This window comes from Synechococcus sp. SynAce01, from assembly GCF_001885215.1.
Classification (GTDB): domain Bacteria; phylum Cyanobacteriota; class Cyanobacteriia; order PCC-6307; family Cyanobiaceae; genus Regnicoccus; species Regnicoccus frigidus.
Genome location: NZ_CP018091.1, coordinates 82,062 through 101,213 on the forward strand (window position 1 = coordinate 82,062; position 19,152 = coordinate 101,213).

19 protein-coding genes and 1 pseudogene are annotated in these 19,152 nt (G+C 58.8%); 7 read left to right on the top strand and 13 right to left on the bottom strand.

Features of this window, described 5'->3' with window-relative positions; all coding sequences use genetic code 11:
* Positions 1-284 precede the first annotated feature (284 nt).
* The 3 genes from BM449_RS00440 (at position 285) to BM449_RS00450 (ending at position 1,554) form a co-directional block, all read left to right on the top strand.
* Positions 285-560, top strand: a complete 276-nt coding sequence (locus BM449_RS00440) for a transposase (protein ID WP_145537013.1) — start codon at positions 285-287, stop codon at positions 558-560.
* A gap of 119 nt (positions 561-679) precedes the next feature.
* Positions 680-871, top strand: a complete 192-nt coding sequence (locus BM449_RS00445; RefSeq protein ID WP_145537017.1) for a hypothetical protein — start codon at positions 680-682, stop codon at positions 869-871.
* A gap of 248 nt (positions 872-1,119) precedes the next feature.
* Positions 1,120-1,554, top strand: a complete 435-nt coding sequence (locus tag BM449_RS00450) for a transposase (RefSeq protein WP_071799639.1) — start codon at positions 1,120-1,122, stop codon at positions 1,552-1,554.
* 803 nt (positions 1,555-2,357) lie between these two features.
* On the opposite strand, the gene BM449_RS14750 is transcribed toward BM449_RS00450, so the two are convergent.
* Together BM449_RS14750 and BM449_RS00480 are read right to left on the bottom strand one after the other, a co-directional pair.
* A complete protein-coding gene (locus BM449_RS14750) occupies positions 2,358-4,331 on the bottom strand; it encodes a C1 family peptidase (protein WP_145537020.1) in 1,974 nt (657 codons plus the stop codon).
* Positions 4,332-4,350: 19 nt separating this feature from the next.
* Positions 4,351-5,391, bottom strand: a complete 1,041-nt coding sequence (locus tag BM449_RS00480) for a hypothetical protein (protein ID WP_145537023.1) — start codon at positions 5,389-5,391, stop codon at positions 4,351-4,353.
* Positions 5,392-5,900: 509 nt separating this feature from the next.
* Here BM449_RS00480 and BM449_RS14560 point away from each other — a divergent pair.
* Positions 5,901-6,053: pseudogene (locus BM449_RS14560) on the top strand (IS5/IS1182 family transposase); the annotation flags it as partial.
* Between the two features lie 735 nt (positions 6,054-6,788).
* Positions 6,789-7,409, top strand: coding sequence for a hypothetical protein (locus BM449_RS14755; RefSeq protein WP_145537025.1), 621 nt, complete (start codon positions 6,789-6,791; stop codon positions 7,407-7,409).
* Between the two features lie 421 nt (positions 7,410-7,830).
* On the opposite strand, the gene BM449_RS14760 is transcribed toward BM449_RS14755, so the two are convergent.
* Positions 7,831-8,193, bottom strand: coding sequence for a hypothetical protein (locus tag BM449_RS14760; RefSeq protein ID WP_162922796.1), 363 nt, complete (start codon positions 8,191-8,193; stop codon positions 7,831-7,833).
* 774 nt (positions 8,194-8,967) lie between these two features.
* Between BM449_RS14760 and BM449_RS00485 the strand changes: the two genes are divergently transcribed.
* Both BM449_RS00485 and BM449_RS00490 read left to right on the top strand, forming a co-directional pair.
* Positions 8,968-10,509: an IS1182 family transposase gene (locus BM449_RS00485; protein ID WP_071801798.1), complete on the top strand. Its 1,542-nt coding sequence runs from the start codon at positions 8,968-8,970 to the stop codon at positions 10,507-10,509.
* Between the two features lie 307 nt (positions 10,510-10,816).
* Positions 10,817-11,125: a hypothetical protein gene (locus BM449_RS00490; RefSeq protein ID WP_162922797.1), complete on the top strand. Its 309-nt coding sequence runs from the start codon at positions 10,817-10,819 to the stop codon at positions 11,123-11,125.
* Positions 11,126-11,457: 332 nt separating this feature from the next.
* Here the strand turns inward: BM449_RS00490 and BM449_RS00495 are convergent, their stop codons facing one another.
* The 10 genes from BM449_RS00495 to BM449_RS00530 form a co-directional block, all read right to left on the bottom strand.
* Positions 11,458-12,561: a site-specific integrase gene (locus BM449_RS00495; protein WP_233830861.1), complete on the bottom strand. Its 1,104-nt coding sequence runs from the start codon at positions 12,559-12,561 to the stop codon at positions 11,458-11,460.
* Positions 12,562-13,098: 537 nt separating this feature from the next.
* The gene (locus BM449_RS00500) at positions 13,099-13,980 is read right to left on the bottom strand and encodes a hypothetical protein (protein ID WP_162922798.1); all 882 of its coding nucleotides are present in this window, start codon (positions 13,978-13,980) and stop codon (positions 13,099-13,101) included.
* Between the two features lie 75 nt (positions 13,981-14,055).
* Complete coding sequence (locus tag BM449_RS14765) at positions 14,056-14,268, bottom strand: hypothetical protein (RefSeq protein ID WP_162922799.1); 213 nt, start codon at positions 14,266-14,268, stop codon at positions 14,056-14,058.
* A gap of 124 nt (positions 14,269-14,392) precedes the next feature.
* The gene (locus tag BM449_RS14770; RefSeq protein ID WP_162922800.1) at positions 14,393-14,581 is read right to left on the bottom strand and encodes a hypothetical protein; all 189 of its coding nucleotides are present in this window, start codon (positions 14,579-14,581) and stop codon (positions 14,393-14,395) included.
* 317 nt (positions 14,582-14,898) lie between these two features.
* A complete protein-coding gene (locus BM449_RS00510; RefSeq protein ID WP_071799649.1) occupies positions 14,899-15,600 on the bottom strand; it encodes a hypothetical protein in 702 nt (233 codons plus the stop codon).
* On the bottom strand, positions 15,597-15,833 hold the full coding sequence (locus tag BM449_RS14775; protein ID WP_162922801.1) for a hypothetical protein: 237 nt from the start codon (positions 15,831-15,833) through the stop codon (positions 15,597-15,599). Before BM449_RS14775 ends, BM449_RS00510 begins: the two co-directional genes overlap by 4 nt.
* 105 nt (positions 15,834-15,938) lie before the next feature.
* Complete coding sequence (locus BM449_RS00515) at positions 15,939-16,295, bottom strand: hypothetical protein (protein WP_162922802.1); 357 nt, start codon at positions 16,293-16,295, stop codon at positions 15,939-15,941.
* A gap of 611 nt (positions 16,296-16,906) precedes the next feature.
* Positions 16,907-17,041 (bottom strand): hypothetical protein, encoded by a 135-nt coding sequence (locus BM449_RS15515; protein WP_257785594.1) that lies wholly within the window; start codon positions 17,039-17,041, stop codon positions 16,907-16,909.
* 11 nt (positions 17,042-17,052) lie between these two features.
* Positions 17,053-18,156 (bottom strand): hypothetical protein, encoded by a 1,104-nt coding sequence (locus BM449_RS14780; protein ID WP_162922803.1) that lies wholly within the window; start codon positions 18,154-18,156, stop codon positions 17,053-17,055.
* Between the two features lie 44 nt (positions 18,157-18,200).
* The gene (locus tag BM449_RS00530) at positions 18,201-19,151 is read right to left on the bottom strand and encodes a hypothetical protein (protein WP_071799653.1); all 951 of its coding nucleotides are present in this window, start codon (positions 19,149-19,151) and stop codon (positions 18,201-18,203) included.
* Position 19,152: the final 1 nt, after the last annotated feature.

A 19,152-nucleotide genomic window follows, 5' to 3' on the forward strand; every position in this document is an offset into this window, starting at 1 on the left:
GTCAGGAAAGTTGACACCCCTCTCATACGTACATCCGGGGGCTTGAGTACATGACTAGTGCGTTGTTATAGAGAAGCCGTCTAGGAGCTTGTCGCTCATAGATCAGCATCCGAGCTTTACACAGGCGCCCTGAAATCTGCCCTGAACAAAGTGACTACAATGGTTTTGGGCGAGAGAATGGGCCATGGTCAAGCCCAGGTCTTCCGTCCCTGGAACACGTAGCAGACGCAGCTGCTGCCGCCCTCACCGGTGGCTGGCTGCCTCAGAACCACCTGGTGTTCTTCATGCTGGAGCTTGCTGCTGATCTTGATCTGGAGGCGATCCACTCCGTCTACCAGCAGAAAGATCCCCGGGGTGAGAATGCGTATGAGCCGCGGATGTTGGTGCTGTTGCTCTCGTACGCCTACGGCGTAGGGCTGTCCAGCTCCCGCAAAATCGAGAAAGCCTGCTGGGAAGTCGCTGACTTCCGCGTGTTGACCGGAAACCAGCTGCCCGACCACAGCCGGATCAGCGATTTCCGCCGGCACCATCTCACGACTTTGGCCGGCTTCTTTGTTTAGGTACTGAGACTCTGCCAGAAAGCGGGGCTGGTGAGCCTGGGCCATGTGGCGCTGGATGGCACCAAGATCCGCGACAATGCCAGCAAGCACAAGGCCATGAGCTACGAGCGGATGCTCAAATGCGAGAAGCAGTGAAAGGCGAGATGCGGGCCCTGCTGCGCAAGTCAGAGATCATCGACGCCCAGGAAGACGGCAAGTACGGCAAAGACAAGCGGGGTGATGAACTTCCTCAGGAGCTGCAGCGGCGCATCAGCCGGCTGAAGTGGATCCGCAAGGCCCTAGCCGCAGGCTTCCGCACAGCGGTAAGTTGAGATGGAGGCAGAAGCTGCTGCCGCCGAGACCTCACATCGGCAACGACACGCCGAGGTAGCTGAGCAGGAAGCAGCTGAGTCACAAGCCAGTGGTGATACCCAGGCCAGCAAGCGAGCGGCACGGCGTACTCGTGGTGCCCGCAAACGGCGGATGACGCTCAGAAGCTGACTATTTAGAAGGTGGAGGCGGCAGGCCTTGAGACTCCCGACAACAGAGCTGATGACGAGATGGTGGGGTTCCCCTGGCGATGCCCTCTCGCAAGCTCACCACCGATGCAGTGGGAAACCACAAGGCCAGTGCGCTGAGGAATTTATCAGACCCAGGCAGCCACATCTTCAAGGGCAGTGATGGCTGGATTCAGGGCTACAACGCCCAGGCCGCAGTGGATAGCGACCACAAGGTGATCGTGGCCATCTGCGTGAGCAACAAGGCCAGCAATGTGGTGCACTCGCTGCCCATGCTGGAGCGAACACGGGCCAACACCGGCCAACTGCCAACAGTGCTCACGGCGGACGCGGGTTACTGCGGCAGCGCCAACCTTGAGGCCTGTGAGCACCGAGGGCTGGATGCCTACAATTCCACCAACAGGCAGAAACACGGACAAAATCCCATGCAATCCTGGGGCAGCCCTCCAAAAGGCCTGGACGCCCGCGGCCGTATGGATCGCAAGCTCCGCTCCTAGGCGGTCCAAGCGATCTACGCCCTCCGCAAGACGGTAGTCGAGCCGGTATTTGGTCAGATCAAGGGAGCCAGACGGCTGGATCGCTTCCGATTACGAGTGCTGGAGCAGGTGAATGGGGAATGGGCGCTGATGGCCACCACCCACAACCTGATCAAGCTGTTCAGGGCAGCAGTGGCGACGGCATGAGGGCCTCCCTCAGTACTGCTTGCTGCCTGGTAAATAAATTCGCTGAAACGCCAGTCGCTTTGTCAGGCCTTGGTCGGGCCCAACCAGCGAATAACTCCTAGCTGCGAGCTTCTGCGAAGCAGTGGGCTGATGTGAGAAGGCAGATGAGCCCGGCGCAGCGGCAGAGCGAGACCCTGAGGCTGGGCCTGTTTTTTGTCATTATTCTCGGTTGGCTGATTGGTCTTTGTAGCTTCTAGGATTGTGAATCAGAGGGCTGCCACGCGCTGAGCGGTCAATCGCCCGTTTCCGACTTACGAAATTATATTGGAAGCCTCAAGACGTTGGCTGTTGCGGCGAAGCAACTGCATGTTGCGGGTCTGCTTTGGTTTTGATTTTCAGGTATCCCTGCGTAGAAAGCCAGTCTCAGCCCACCTCTGGTGCTGGAAGCTGGCCTCGGCCTCTGGCCTGCACAATGGGATGCCAGCCAGTTCCACCAAATCTCGGTGGTAGTTGGTTAGGTCGTTTTTGACGAAGCCGTGCAGATCTGTATTGCCACAGGTATGGACCATGTCCTGCATCAGCTGCACTGAGGTGAATGGCTTTTATTGGACAGATTGGGCTAAGCCTGTCGATTGTGGTCAGGAGTAATCATCTTTAATGCTCTTCAACAATGCTCCGATCATTCGGCTGTCGCTCATCAGATCAGCATGTTCCGGCATGGCGTTGCTTGTTGTGTAATGCTCAACGTCCTGGAACTGCAGCCAGGCTGGTATGTGTTCTACTTGGGCTGCTTCAGCCAGGTCTTGGCGAGACCCGACAAGCTTGTTCGGTGATCTCAGAGACGGATTTCTTCCATCAATCGGGAAAGCGCGGCGAGCCAGTTCAAGAAATGAGCCTTCGAAGCCTCCTAGACAGCTGGCTTTCTCCTGTTCAGAAGGGAGCGTGAATACGCGGATTGGTTTTCTGCCAGCTGTTATGGCTCGCTCGGGGAACTCAGCCCAGAGATCGCTAGCAAGTTTTAGTACGGATTTCATTGTCGCGATTGGCGCGAGTAAGTCGATGCTGGAGATCGTGGTTCGGCGTGCTTCTCCAGACCCGATCGCAGCAATCAGAGAAGCCTGCTCCTGATGAAGACGCTGTGCCAAGGCAGACAACCAAAGAATGCCAGAGCTATGAACAATGAAGTGTATCGTCATGGGATTAGGAGGAGTCAGCGCTGCTTCCAATAGCCGGCTCATAACCCACCACCCGATACCCCGCTCAACCTCGCTGGCGTCGTCCTGGAATATACGCTCCGCTTCACCTTCGAGAGTTCGCCACACCGGTTGTAGCCAGTCTTGGGAGTAGCGAACCAGATGACTCAGTGTGGCTCCTGGCAGCCCACCGGTGATCTGGCGAATCCGATTACTACGGGCATTCAGAAGGTCGATCACCAACTCCTGCACATCTTCTCGCCAGATGATAAAGAGAGGAAACATTGAAGGATAAGCTGCCTTGATGTGTGCTGTTGCGATTGCCGCTTTTTCAGTCATCGCTTTTACTGATCCCAGCCCACTTTCTACAAACACTACTAGGTGACGATAAGGAGATGGTGGTTCAGTCGAACTAAGCAACTTTATGGTTTCTTCCACAGTGGGCTTGTCGCTCACGAACACACCCTGTCGAACAAACTGACCATCACGGGTGTGAAGGTAATGTCCCTGGATCATGATCCGCGTCACTCCTTGAGCTTGATCACTCCCAAGGGCCAGATATGGCTCCATACCGAACAGTCCAGCCAACGCTTGACCCTCATTGGCATATGGTACGCCTAGCCGAATAACCCAGGCGTCGAGTAGATTTGCGCGCCAATCTTCGTAGCGCCATAGCGAAATACCCTCCCATGCCTGACCATTACCGTCAACCCACCTGCTCCATGACTTCCCCCTAGAGTTTAGGATAAGGAAGCCTCTGTCGTCATAGCCAATTAGAACAAAGGCATGGCTGGCACCGTCTGTACTGGCTGTTGGGTCATAGTCAATAGCGCCTCCCTTTGGTGTGTCCCATCCGGCATGAATTCGTGCCGACACCACCACAGCCCCCACTTCGTTCAAAGCGGTTTGGTAATCAAGCAGCTTTCGCTCCAATCTCGCATAGGCGCCGAGTGTGATTTTCCTGGCCTGCTTGCATCGGTCGATCGTAAGTACCCATTCCAGCGGATCTGCATTATCCTCAATACGATCCTTGAGGCATACGCCGTTCTGCTGAAAGCCACGCATTACCCCGCGCAACGTAGAGCCGTGCTGTTCTTCATCAAGAAGTTCGTCAAAGGCCTGACCCATTCGATAGAGCATCACTGCGCTCACTCGATTCGGCTCTGCCGCTCTACCCTTCGGATCAAATGATCCTTTGTTGCCATCCCACATCTGTCGGATGCGGAGAAGATCCACAACATTTGCCGTCGCAATACCCGTACATCTGGCGTCGATGTCCTGTTCATAGATAAATCGACCGCCATTTCCGATAAATTCTCTGTGGGCCGCTGTTGGCTCCAATTTGTGCGGCAGCTCGATCAAAGGTGGCTGGTAGATTCTGTCGTTGAGATCGACGTTGTCTTGCCGGACCTTTTTCACTTTAGGAACCTCCTGTAATTTAGGCGGATGTCACACCAGCAGCCTTTAGCGCTGCGCCAAAGTGCCGGGACGCGCTCTTGAACCCCTGGTCATTGGCATGTAGCTCATCTGCCCATTGCGTTGGCAATACTGTTCCTCTTAGATCGATATAAACCCCCCTGGGGTTCTCATCACATACCTTCTTAGTGATGACATTAAGCTTGTCGATTAAGATACGTATAAGCGCACTACCGGTGGCATTGTCTGGGAAGAAATGGGCTCTCAGCGGATCGCCTGTCCAGTTGACTGCCCAGAATGGCTTGCTAGGATTCTTTACTGGCAGGCTTTTAACTTGCACATAGTCATACCCATGGATGTAGACCTTTAGTTGAGGAAAAGCCAGGAATGGAAAGCGACTATCGACAGACTGGAGCAAGCTTCGATAAGAATCTTCAATGAAGGCGAGGCGTTCGCGCGTGGCTTCAGTATCAAGATGCCATTCAAGCGGCTTATTGCTATCATAATCCTTCACCATGCCCATGAGATAGGAAACATTGTTCTCATCGGCTCCAACTACGTCGTTGCCGGCTCCTGAAAACAAAAAACCCTGAACATTATATTCTCGTACGTGGATTAACTCAGTGAGTGTATCGAGGTATTCGGCATTACTAATATCAAGCATGCTCTTGAGAGTGTCACCCGCTCTGCTTGTATCGTAGACTAGATATTCCTCGCCGAGGTTGTCAATTAGTTCACGAATGAAAAAGGGGAACTGAAACCAGGAGTCGCCTTCCGCGTAGAGAATCGGACGTGCTGGATTCTCGTTGATTGCTCTTTGGAAACTTCGCTTCCGATTAGTGCGTTCAATCTTGTTAGTAAAATCAAATGCGAGTTGCCCTTGGGTCTCTTCGTCAGCATTCATTGCACCCAAGTCGACCGTTTCAGGGTTGAATGTGAGAGCTGGAGCAAACGGCCTAGAGCGGCGCGGGTCCGCAACTAAATACTTCTCGATCTCACTCCGATGCGTCTCTGGGTTCATCAGCTTGCTGCGTAATTCTCCAATCGTGATTTTTGGGCTCATTACTAGGACCGCTAAATAGTTTCTTTATAGCTACCAGATAAATCCACGCCCTCACGTGCCAGGAACTTGTTATAACTTGTTAGGCCATACTGCTTCTGCTTGGCTTCAATAGCTCTGCTGCGCGTCAAACTGGGGGAATAACCACCTCAGGTTCTGCCACCATCCGCGCCCAGTTGATTGCTGCCATCACCCTCGACATTGTGGCCCCCCCCTCTCAGGAAACGTACCAGTACCCCTGAGCACGCCCTTGCGTCCGAAACACTCATGGCCAAGTCCAAAGGCCGTTGCCAAAATGGTCATGGGGAAGACAGGCCATGACCGATGACAACTTTGGAGACTTGTTCACGAAAGGAGTCGTGGTCTGGGTTCTCACAGCGCTCCCTGCCCTGGCGACGACACTTCTGGAGAAATCCCGAGTGCTGATCCCGATTAGGAAACTGTTCATTGTTTAGGAGTTCGTTGAAAAACTCGGCCAACTCTGCGAAAATGGGGCAATCGCTCAGACGTTAATACGAGGTCAGCAGGAGCGCAGGAGCTCCCTGTTCTCTTACGCCTCGATCGAGGAGCGGATCCCGACCAGCCATCCGCTACGGCGGATTCGCAAGCTGGCGGACCAGGCTCTCGAACGGCTCAATCCCACTTTCTGCCAGCTGTACGCCTCATAGTGACTGGAGCAACAAAGGGGGTCACGTCACTTGCAACGACAAACGTCTGAGGAGCGGTCTGCCAGCCCCGGCGTAGCCGGGGCTGGGCTCTCAGCTTTCACAACAATCGAGGGGACGCGGCTCTGATCGCCTGCATGGCGACCCTGACCTTGAACTCAGGACTGCGGGTGCGGCGTTTGCTCATGAATGGGAGTCCCCTTCAGGGGCGGTGCCCCGCCTCAGAGGTTAACGATAGAGCCTGTCCAGAAAAGCCAGACCATCTCACTCATCCGAGCACCATAGATGGCCTTAACGAACCTTATTAAGTCGAGATCAGTTGCAGCAGCTACGGTTTCGCAGTCGGAGAAGGACAATCTCGCTCAAAAATCCCAGCGCTGGCTTCTCTAGTCTGCAAGTTTGCCATACACTTTGAACCTTCTCTCCTAAACAAGTTCTCTCGCAGCGTGTGAACAATTTTAGTTTCCGTGCCACTCGATACAGCTCAGCCGCTGTCATCGTGATGAAGTTTTAAAGTGATTTTTTAGATTTTTTTCCCATGAATGTTCAACTACCAAACGGCATGATCGTTGAAGACGATGTGATACCCGAGAAATACAAAAATCAAAACTATGTTCTCGAATGGTCCGACGACAACGGAGGAATATACGTTGTGACCAGCAAGAAGAAAAATGTACCGATTGGAGGGTAGGCAGGTTATCAAATACAATTTGACCAAGACACCCCTTTGCTTTGGTGACTATGCAGTGGAAGGTATTCCCTTCGATTTTCAAATTTGCAAGCATATTTTTGCTTGCAGATGCAAGTTTATCTCAAACGATATTTGTTCCAACCTCCCAAGAGCTGTCTCCATCATTCACAAGTGGAGCTTCAAAGTATTCTCCCGATACTGGAGTTGATTGCCCAACTCCCACCATGAATGTAACAGCATTTGGGCGAAGTACTAATGGCTGGTCAGATAGCTACTATTCACTTGAGGGTGCATCTGGAGGTGTTGGGAACTATGGAGGTGCAATCGGTTTTAGCTATCCTTTTGGAGGGAATCTGCGTGAATTCTGCAATAAGTTCGCAGAGTCTAAGGCAAAGTTTGAAAAACTAAGAGTCCAAGCCGACCTACTAAACAAATGCAGATACCTTGCGTTTGACCTTGGTGTTACTGGTGAGCTATTTGATGAAAACAAGGAAATGTTCGAGAAGAATGGGCCATTGTCCTCATTTGCCGAGTGCAGAGCCTTTAGAAGTCTTCTTAATCCTAGAAAGACCAAGCCAACTCTATCTCTGGATGAGTCCTCTGCCACTAAAACAGAACCATTTTCACCAAAGCCTCCGGCTACTTACAACATAAACCAACCCTAGTAAGACTTTGGCTTAAGGAGGCTCTGCGTGGAAAGACGCCTGAATCCCTGGCCGCATTGGTAATTTCTATGGCCCTTGCGATGTAACCCAGGATGGTCGGCCAAGATTCTGCTCATGGCCGCATTCATAATTGACAAAGGGCAGGTAGACCTCCATGAGCAACCTACTATGTATCAGTGCCTTAAGGACGTAGAGGGAGGTGCCACCAATGCGACCAAACACGACGGCTGATCCCTAGCCTCTGATACATTTAGCCAAAGGAGGGTCGGATAAAGGAACGTTCTCATAAGCACGTCAGGCAATACGAATATTATTAACTACGAAGTCCTGGCCAGCAAAAGCGGCTGCATAACCAGCTCGATAGACTGAGGAGTCCGCTAAAGCGGAATTTTAGTCGCGGCTTCAATGCATGTACAACCCCTCATAGTACTTGAAAAGAATTAAGAATACCACGCATTTGCTCGTAGAGTTCGGGTAAGGCAGAGTGGTCAGCTTCTAGTTTGCTCCCAGTAGCAATGTATGCGCGGGCTTGCGAAAGAATGACACGTTGGATTTGATAAAGCGTGCCATCAAAATTTTCATTTCGGAATACGCGAACCCCAGATTGTGTTGTGGGATCCTGCGAAGTCTCCAAGACCTTGCACCCAAGTTTGCTAAGACCTTGATTGCCAAGCTCCATCCACGTACTTATAGTGGCGTTGCCTATCTCTTCCACGGTAACATTCACGTTTGGTGTAAAGTTTCCAAAGGCCTGATGATAGGCAATAAACAGAGCCGCACCCATGGAGGCGGCTAAGGTGTCATCCTGAATCCATTCCCCTCCTGCTGGCCAAGTAAGCCTAAAGCTGTGAGTTGGATCAATATAGGAAACGCGAGTTCCAACAGGCTCATTCGCGGCCACTGACCCCGACGGATTACTAACTGTGGTTTGTCCTAAAGGAGTTATTGTGGTTTGCAACTCAAAATACCCAGGAATCTTAAACCCGGTCGCTCGATTCAGAAGTTTCCTTAACTCCTCACGGAAAGTAAAGATACATACCAGCACAATAATCCCTATTGTTATCCAGCCAGTGTTGCTCATAGTATGCAGTAGATTACGAGAAAGTGGCGATTAGATTTTATCTGAAGTTGCCTTGCCATACCTAAATAGCATCGGACGAGGCGTTTAGTCCCGGCTTGATACGTTGCCCTGGCCATCAGGTCAGTGAGACCCTCAAACCATTAGACGAATTACCCAGCCTGGATAACTTCAAATATCGTCCAACAGTAGCTGCAAGGTTACGATCACGCAACGCTGCCTTACTGGCTCCTATCAAGGGAGACACATCCTTATGTAGGCGGGGTCGGATATTCACCCGCCGAGGTGCCCCTCCGCTCAGGCCCCAGAACACGCCTGTCCTGTTCGTATCACGGGTCAGTGCCCTATGGCTAGAAGCGGTTTGGCGAGACAGCGCCGTATGAGTCTGTTGCGCATAGATCGCCAGCAGCCACTCCACAGACGCCCTTAAATCTGCCTTGATCCCAGTGATTTCAATGGATCTGGTCGATAAACTTGGGCATGCAGAAGCCCAGGTCTTTCCGCCCTTGGCAGCCTGAGCAGACCATCCTGCTCCCGCCATCATCCAGGGAGTGGCTGTCGGCTGATCACCTGGTGTATTTCTTGCTCGATCTGGTAGATGAACTGGATCTCTCGGCGATACTTCTCCCCGCGCAGGCCAAGGATCCACTTGGGGAGAAGGGGTTTGACCCGCGGATAATGACTTTGTTGCTGCTCTACGCCTACTGCGTGGGCACGGTCTCCTCCCGCAAGATCGAGCGCGCCTGCTACGAGGACCTGGCCTTTCGGGGGCTGACGGGCAATCAGCAGCCCGACCACAGCTGCATCAGTGAATTCCGGCGCCGCAATCTCGATTCCATCAAGGGCCTGTCTATTCAGATCCTGCGGCTATGCCAGAAGGCCGGGCTGGTGAGCCTGGGCCATATGGCACTGGATGGAACGAAGGTGCATGCCAATGCCTCCAAGCACAAGGCCATGAGCCACGAGCGAATGCTCAGGGCAGAAAAGCAGCTGCAGCAAGAGATCAATGCCTTGATGCGCAAGGCCGAGATCCTTGATGCCCAGGAAGACCAGCGCCACGGCAAGGGGAAGCTGGGCAGTGAGCTCCCCGATGAGCTGAGGCACAAGCAGGGCCGCCTCGAAAAAATCCTTCAGGCCCGTAAGAAGATGGAAGCGGAAACCGCTGCAACCGCAGCGCAGCAGCTGCATGAGGAGGCCAGAGCCAAAGCCGCTGCCTCTCAGGAAGCGGATGCAGCGGCAGCGGAGCAGGCCGAGCTGAACAGAAAAGCCGAGGGGGCAGCAGCCAAGGCCAAGGCTGCCCGGGAGGCTGCGATCGAGGCCGCCGAGAACGCCGGTGTGGAACCACCAGATCTGGAGCCACTGCCGGCTGATGCGATGCCCAGGCGGGGCCTGGCGCGAAAGGCTGATGGCACCCCAACCAAGAGGAGCCAGCGTAATTTCACAGATCCTGAAAGCCATCTGATGCAGTCGAGAGGTTCCTATCTGCAGGGCTACAACTGCCAGCTGGCGATGGACAGCGATCACCAGGTGATCGTGGCGGTCGGCGTCAGCAACCAGCCCCCCCCCGATGTTGAGCACCTCGAACCCATGCTGGAGCGCATCGCCGCCAGCGCTGGTGCACTGCCGGATGTGATGACGATGGATGCGGGCTACTGGAGCGAGGACAACGTCAACGCCTGCGCTGAACAGGGCATTGACGCCTACATCGCCACCGGCCGACTGCCGCACGGCCAACCGCCACCGCCTAAGCGAGGCCGTTTGCCCAGAGACTCCGATGCCAAAACCCGCATGGCCCGCAAGCTCAGAAGCAAGAAGGGATCAAGGATCTACGCCCAGCGCAAGGCAATCGTGGAGCCGGTGAACGGCCAGATCAAGGAATGCCGGAGTCTGCGACGCTTTCTCCTCAGGGGACTGGAGAAGGTGAACGGCGAGTGGCATCTGATTGCTGCCACGCACAACCTGCTCAAGTTGTTCAGGTTCAGGCGATCACAACAACAGGCGCTGGCTGCGGCATCTGGATGAGGGGCAGGGGTAACCCTGGCGACAACACTAGGACTGAATGAGCCCCACATAAAATGGGGAGCAGGCAGCAGAAGAACAGAGCCGCAGCGGTTCAGCTCAGGGCTGGTGATTCGCATTGACCGGTGGCCCACTGATCTATCAGCAACAAGCTCCTAGCCACCGTGCTGGTGTGCGCCGGCCGCATCGGCTGGATCGGCCTGGCGAGAATCTTGATCGCCACGGCCTACGGCCAGGCGAATCAGCAGGCCAGCGATAGCCAGCGCCTGGCCTGAATCAGTCGGCCCCCTCGGAACGAGGGGGCCCAGTGGTGGATTCCACCGCATCATATCGAAGCTCCTTCTATGGCAACGACACCTACCTCAGCAACATCAGCAAGGAATTGCTCGAGGTGCCGCAGCACTTCGGGGCGGAGGCTCCAGCCCTAGTCAACGCCTATGTCAAAAAGCTCAAAGACAAGCTACTCAAGGCCTTGGCAGATCAGAATCGCCTGGCCGAGGTGATAGCCCAACAGCAGGAGTCCATCAATCACCTGCAAGCCGTTTTGCCCTGGCCACCGCCGATTGCTAGGAGACGGGCGGCATCCTCTCCAACCCAAACCGCCTGGGCAGCTATGTGAGCGGCTTCTTCGGTGCCGAGAGACCCTGCCCCGGTGAAACGGTGATCTCGCGCTGCACCAGCTCCTCCCGCTGAATCAATCCTTCAGGCATCACCTCGTGGCTGAGATCCACAACTAAAGGTGGGTCAGTTCGCGGCTCGTCTGACCAAGCCCTGATTCCAAGAGGCTTCAGGCTCCAGCTGGGAGAACTGGCTGCGTGGGAGCGGCGTTTCACGGGCTTTCCCGGTCCAATCTGGCCGCTCCGTAAGCTCTGAGAAGGACTAATTCAGCTCTGGGGTCCACATCAGCAGAGCTGTCCGCCACCACCGCAGACAGCATCGAGACACCGGCCTTCAAGGCAGCTGAGGCGATGGGCCAGGGTCAGCCAACGCTCGATCAAACGCCGCCGCAGTCGCCGCCTCAGACGACCAGGGGTAGGAGCGCAGATGCACTTCCAGGGAGTGGCCCATGCTGCGCGCCACGCTGCCGGCGTCGATTCCCAGCTGGTGTCCGCGCAAGCTGTAGCTATGGCGGAAGCTGTACGGCACCGCCCGTTCATCACGGCTCGCAAGACGCTCAACAAGGGATCGCCAGGCCGGCTGCCGCTTGAGGTAGGTGCCCAGAGCGTCAGCAGCGCCGGGGCCGTTCCCGAGCGGTGGCAACTCCAGCAACCCCGATCGCCAGCGCTCCATCAGGTTCCACTGCTGCCGGGCGCCATCCCAGTCCGTCAGAGGCAATGAATGGATGCGCCGCGGTTCCGTCAGGCCGCCGCCGCTGCGCTTGCGGTGGCTGCACCACCAGATCAATTCACCGCTTCCCAGCTCCAGCCGAACCGCCAGGTGCTTGAGCTCGACCGGCCGCAGTCCTAACTCCGCCAACAGCCGCAGGGCATCGGCCCAGCGCCGGCCGGGAACGTCATTGGGCAGGGCCTTGATCAACGCCAGGATCTCGGTATCACTGAAGGGGTCGCCGCCACCTGGGGTCGGCGCCACGGCAGCCCCGATCGAAGCCCGCAGGTCGGCCGGTGGCCTCCACCGCCCCGCGAAGCCCTCACGATCGACGCAGTGCCGCAAAAACTGAGCCAGTGACTGGGCTCGGATCTGCCGCATCCGACTGCCAGGAGGGTGGCCGCGCAGGCAAGCATCGAGCAGGTCGGCCGGGGTCAATGGTGCGGCGTCGCCATCGAGGAGCTGCACTGCCATGGTCAGCACCGGCGCGTAATGCTTCGCCCAGGTGCTCGGCTGGATCGCCGTACCGTGCTCCAGCTTCTGCCGCTGGAAATTGAGCAGCGCCGTTCCCCAATCCCGCGAGATGTTGCCGACCGCACCGGAGAGAATCCGCGCCGCCTGATGCACGTCATGGCCCTGCAGGGTCAGGAGGTAGAGGTTGCGGATGCGGGCCAGGGCCGGGCCCAGCGAGGCCCGGCTCCAGTCGAAGCCGATCGCGAGGCTCTGCATCGGCTGGCCTATTTGCCGAACCTCAAGACGGATCCCGCCACGGTGTTCACGGGCGCTCCAGCCCTTCGCGGTAGACGCACGCACGGAGGCACGAAAGCCAGCGGCCCATGGCTGCTGAAAACGGAGCTGGGGCACCCGCGTTGTACGCAAGATGTACGCAAAAGTAGCCGAGCCTGACCGATCAGGGCAAGGCAAGGCCAGTCACCAAGCCAGTTCTGGCCTGAAATCTCAGCTAGAGACAGAGCTCGCCGATCACTTTGGGAGCACTAGGTCGCAGGTTCGAATCCTGTCGCCCCGATTGACTTTTCAGCGATCGACCTTCGGGCGTGAGCAGAAAACGAGCAGAAAACCGACCGAGAGGCTTTAGCTCAGCTGCCGCCTGACAACCCAGCTCTGGCCCTGAAACCAGGCCTCGATCTGATCCACCAGCTCCGGCGGGCAACTCACCTGGCGCCGGGAGTCCACCGGAGCGCTTCGGGCGGCCACAGCCAGGCCGTCATCCTTCTCCGCTCAAGTGTCACCTGCTCGGAATCGGGTTCAGAAGATAGTTGCGTCGTCGCTGGCAGGGGCTCCCACCCTCCGGGGCCACAGAACCCCACTGCTCGGCCGCGGCGAACCCGTGCCAGCGCCTGAGCCATCACCACCACCGGGCTCGACCTCCTCGCCCTGCAGCTCCAACAGCTCAATCGCCGCCTCTCGCATCAGAGCGTTCTGCCACAGCGCCGCCAGCGGCGTGTAGGCCGAGCTGCGCGGATCGCTCTGATCAGCCAACGCCACGCTGCTGACGGGCAGCGCGTAGAGCATCAGCCCAGAGCTGCGCTCACGCCAGCTGAAATCAGCAAACGAAGTCCAGCCAGGCGCCGTGGTCGGCAGGCTTCCCGCCGGCACACTCAGCCACCAATCCACACTGAAGCCACGGCCGAGCTGCAGCAAGCTCTGGCCACCCTCCAGCTCGATGCGGCCGTTGACATGCATCGCCCGCTCTGGATACAACGCCGGATCACTGCTCACCGGACCGATCCAGAGCGGCGCCGGCAAGCTCAGCAAAAAGGCATCCGGCACGTCCTGATAACCCAGCTGCCCAAAGGAGAGCACTTCAAGCCGTACTTCCGGCTGTAGCGCCACCCGGCTCACCAGCCGCTGCTGCAGCGCACGGGGGGCAGAGAGCTGCACACCAGGGCGCGCCAGCACAATCTTGCCCATCCGCCCCAGGCTGTTGGGCGCCATGCCCTGCAACTGCCGCAGGCAAACAGTCCAGAGGCCGCTTCCATCACGGGCCAGCAGGAACGTCCAGGGGTTCGGGTTCAAGTGGGTTCGCATCGGTGCCGCCGCCGCATCACCGCTGAACAGGAACCATTCCGCCCCAGGCATCGTGTCCTGCGCGAACAGCAGCAGCGACGCTCCAGGCTGCGCCTGCATCGCATCGCACTGCAACGCCGGATCAGAGCTCGGCCACGCAGATCCCAGCGTGACCATCGCCACTGAACGGATCACTCAGTGAGCCGTAGCCGTCGTTGTTGCTGCCGTCGTTGTAAGCGAGCTGTGGCCGCCGTGATTGACGACCGACCAGTAGTCCTCAGCCGTGGTCGATTGCGTCCAGTACCAGATCCAGCTCTGCTCAGGCCCACCCAGTTGCAGCACCAGGCCGCGGCGCACTCCAGCGAGCGAACTGCTCGGTGCCGCAGGATCGCCAGCGGCGAGCCGCATTGGCTGGGGCCGCATTCACCACGGCGATGAAGGCGACAAGCCGCTCGATCAGCAGCGGAAACGGGTCAGTCGCTGCCAGGCCGCGCCAGTTCAGCGATGGCAGCAGCTGGATCCGCCGCCCTGCTCATGTCCCCACCATCCGGGGCCAGAGCACCCCTGCCTCTGGCCGGCTGCTGCCTCCAGGGCCACCGCCATCAGGGGGGTCCTGCAGTAGCTCCAGCATCCAGCGCGCTGCAGCGGATGGGCCATCGCCAATGCCGCTGGCACGTAGGCGCTTGGTTCGTGCCATTGAGCGGAAGAGGCGGGGCGTCATCGAACGCCGGCAGATTTGGCACCAGCAGCAGGTCCGTCATCCAGCCACCCAGCCGCCGTAGCCGCAAACGTCGTCCAGCCCGCAACCGCTGGCATGGCCGCCAGCTCAGCAAGGCCGATCTGCAGCCAGGTCATCTGGAACCAGGCCCGGCCGATCTGGAACAAACGCACGCCCTCAAGGTCGAGGGTGCGGAACTGCTGTCAGCCGCTGGGGTAGGCCCATTCACCACCAGAAACCCGGCCCATCCAGAAGCGCAGCGGCAGGCTGCAGCTGTGGGCTCTCGCTCGCCGCACCGGTGCTGCTGCGCGTGTTGCTGGTCACAGCCACGCCGCGGGCCGCGTAACGGGCCAGGCGGAGAAGCCCGCGAGCGACTGCGTGCTCGAGCGCAGCGTCTCGTACTGCTGCTGCAGGTTGAGCAGGCAGCCCGATGGATTCTGGGCCGGAAACATCACGCACCAGCCGGCAGTGCCGGCCTGGCGGAAGAGCAGAAAGGTCCAGGGCCGCCATTCGCCGCACCGTTGGGTCGAACGGCACCACGCTCGAATCGGCATGGAACAGCCACCACTCCGCCCCGGCGTTGTGTCCTGCGCCCAGAGCAACACGCCAGGGGAGCAAGTGCTGGGGATCATCACGTTGCTGCCGCCGTTGCGGCAATCCACCGCCGGATCAAGGGCGCTCACGTTCAGCAAGCTGCCGTAGCCGCCGTTGCCGCCGTCATCAAGCCAGTTGCGGGCACGACCCACCCGCAGCAGCGGTGTTTCCAGATCGCTGACCGGATGCACCCACTGCAGCACCCAGTCCTCGGTGGGGGTCTGCAGCCGCAGCACCATGCCTCGTTGGCTTCCCGTCGCATCGGTGTTGCGCTTGAGCACCGTCAGCTGGGCGTTCTCATTGCCCGGCGTGGCGTTCACCGTGGCGATGAAGGCCAGCAGCCGCGTAAGAACTGGGAGTAGGCGCGGTGCCGCCTGCGCTCTGCCAATCCAGCAGGGCGAGGTGCGCAGGCCACCACTGAGCGTCATGGCGGTGGGATGCGCACGGCCAGGTTGCCGCCGACTGTGACAACAAACTGGCCCGGCGGAGCCGTGTCCACCTGGGATGTCCACAAGGGGGTCAGCAGGGCGCGGCAGAGAAAGTCAGCCGGCAGCACCAGGGCCGGCTCGATGATCACCGGCCCCTGATAAACGCATAGCTCGTCGAGTTCACCACCACCGGCCAGGCGAACGAGGTGCCGAGCATCGGCTGCCACAGCCACTGGGAGCCCAGGCGGATCAGTTGACGGAAACCCGGAGCTGCTGAGCGATCGGCGATCATCGTGCAGCCGTTCTGCAGATAGCTCATCACCAGCCATTGCCCTCGCTCACTCTCGGGTGATCAGAAACAGCAGGTTCGATTGCGAGCTGCTGGCGCTGGCCATCGACAGGCCGAAATACTCCTGGCCTTCTGTCTCACCAGAGAAGACAAAGTAGTCCTGCAAATGTGGAGGATTTGGCCCAGCTGTTGGGCTCAGCCTGTTACTGGCCAAGCTCGTATTACTGGTGATCAAGGCTGTAGCGCCAAAACCATCGGTCGCCACGGCGGTGTCCACAACACCATGCACACCTCGCGAGCTATCGAGCGGGTCGTAATCGGCCAGCAGGCCGAACCAGACATCAAAACGGTTCTGCCGGTCGGGCACCGGACACAACGGCCCGCCGGCCAGCATCTGGGCCACCAAGCGCTGTGCTTGCTCTCGATCTGCAGCGTCCAGCCGCACCAAGCCGCGTCATCCGCCGGGCCATGCAGCACCGTGATCTGTTGCTGTGGGTAACGCCGTTCACCAGCGCCAGCCAGGCCTCCAGCAGCGCAGAGCGCGGCGGGCCAGATCGGGCCAGTCGAGCGTGCGCCAGCCGGTGGCAGGTAGGAAGGGTTGCGGCCATCAATCGGTGAGCACCACGGCCTCGATGACAGCAGCGGGTTAGCGAACCGCTCTCCTCGATCCGCAGCCGCGCCAGCAAGCGCCTCTGCAGCGGCTGCTCGGCGTTGGAGTAACTGGTGCCTGGCGCCAGCAGCAATGCACCACCGCCCAGCGACGGGAAGCGCAGGTCGGCCACCACACCGCTGCCGGCTCTGGATCCTGGTTAAGAGCCGCAGCAGGTCCGCCTGGAAGGCCGCCTCAGAGTTGTAGAGCGTGATCCAGCTCGCCAGATTCACGTTCACGCGCCGGATCAAGCATCAGAGCCCAGACCATCGAAGGCAACCGTCGTGGTCGCTGGGCCGACCAGCAGCGGCACGATCACCTCCTGCAGCTCACGCGGGGCGTGTCGATCCGGGCGATCCAGGTGGGCATCAGGGGATCACCGCAATCTTGCGGATCGCCCGCGTCTGCTGGGCGAAGGTTTGCTGTTGGAACAGTTGCCGTAGTACCAGTCCTGCAGAATCACTTCTGTTGCTGAACTCTGCGTCGAGGTATTCATCTGCCATCGAAGAAAGCCTCAGCACCGCCTAGCTCGAAAGGATGAAAGCTGTACGGCAGGGCTTGAAATGGTGTAATTCGTCGTTGGCGGCACGGCATAAGCATTGGTGCCAAACTGATCATTATTGCCTTCATCACTGGTCGGCTTGAAACGCCGATACAGAATCTCCAGCTCATAGAGAGCCGGCACGTACCAATCGCTGAAACCTGCGATCGTCAGTCCCCGCGCCCATTGATTGGCCGGATGACTCGCATTGTTGGCCGCCTCGCTATTGGCAAAGCCATCGAAGCTGCTGTCGGCTCCGCTGCTCGCCGTGTTCGAGGTCTTGGTCTGCTGGCTGCTCATCCCCGCCGCCTTTGGCGCAATGATCAGCGCATGGGTGGCCACGCCGTTGGCGCTCTGGGAGATCAGGCCGCCGTAATAGCCACCCTGATAGGAAGAGCCAATCGAGGGAAGATCGCCCACCGGCACACCGCTGGGGGCAGCACCAAGCTGGTACACCTCTCCAGTGAAGGTGTCGAGATACAGATCACCAGGGATCGAGCCCGCAATTTGAGCCAGCGGCGGGCCTGTGCCCACAAACCAGCCCGTGCCGCGGCTGCCAGCGCTGCCAGCGGCGCCAGGCACTCCCGGCACGCCCTGGATGCCCTGCTGGCCAGCAGCGCCAGCTGGGCCAACGACGCCAACACCCGCCGGTCCAGTCGGTCCCGCAGGGCCAGCTGCTCCCGCAGGGCCTGCAGGGCCCTGGATCGCGCCTGCATTGATCCAGGTGACCAGCGCTGCATCCCAGACGTAGAGCGTGTCGCCCTCGTCCTGAACGATGTAGGCATCGCCCTGCTGCCGGTTTGCGGTTGGCAGAGCCGAGAAGGTAGGGACTGAACCCTTGAGGTTGATCCCCGTTCCCGCCGGGCCCTGGGGCCCCGCAGGTCCGCCCGGTCCCGCAGGGCCCGCAGGCCCCGCTGGGCCAGTCCCGCCCGGGCTGCCCGGCCCGCCAGCCACGCCCGGCACGCCCTGCGGGCCGGCAGGTCCAACCCCGCCCGGGCTGCCAGCCGCACCAGCACTTCCGGGTAAACCCGGCACGCCCTGCGGGCCGCGGATCGAGCCGGTGTTCGTCCAGGCCATCAAGCGAGAAGCGGTCTGCCTCCTATTGCCAGACGCTCACGCACTCAGCGGTCGCTCTCGCAATACAACCGCTGCATCCGAATGTTCCGGGCTACTGCATTGATCGTCTGCAGCTGGAAGCCAGCACGCATGTAAATGGTGCCAGCAGGCAGTTTCAAGGTCTGGGAGCCTTCGGCTATCTGACCTGTGGTGAGATCGGCGATCGACCAGAACACCTCCGTGGTGTGGGGTGGTGCAAACACCCTGAAATCAATGGCACGTTGCGGCAGAAACTCAAGTCCCGTGTCCTGCAGTTGCAACAAGGTGTTGTTCTTGCTGGCGAACTGCCAGTTGCCATCTTGAGCACCAAGTTCTGAATGGCGGCGAAAGAAGCCGCAGTAGTGCCCAGACGGATTGTCAGAAGCAACAGAAGCCGACATCACCTGATTGGTCAGGCCACAGAACAGGCGGGTGCCGACGCCGGGACCGCCGCTGTCGTAACTGGCATCAGGAAAGCCAAGCCGCGCCGCATAGAAAAAGCCAGCCGCGCCAGAACCGTTGCCGCGCGTCCAGATCGTGTCACGGCCACCCGTTCCAGCCGTCACATTCGCCGTCGCCGCTGTGGCGAAGCTCGACATCCACCCGTAGGGCGCGGTCGACGCCGGGTGGCCGATGGTGCCCACGGAGGTCACAGCACCTCCGATCGCTGAGAGCGAGGTCGTCTGGTTCGGTGACACCAGCCAGAGATTGTTCTCGAAGAGCGCCGGCTGCAGCACCGTGCGCAAGCCCGAAGGCCCCAACTGGTTGAGCAGCATCCGGCCGGAGAGCTTGGCGCTGTAAGTGCGCAGGAGACCATCGGCTGGAGCCGATGGCTCGCTGGCTTGATCGTTGAAATCGAGCCACTGCAACGGCTCGCTGCCCGAGCCACCACCTGGGCCGGGTGGCCCAGCAGGCCCCGCAGGCCCCGCAGGCCCTGCTGGGCCCTGGATCGATTCACCCGTGGGATTCCAGCTCATC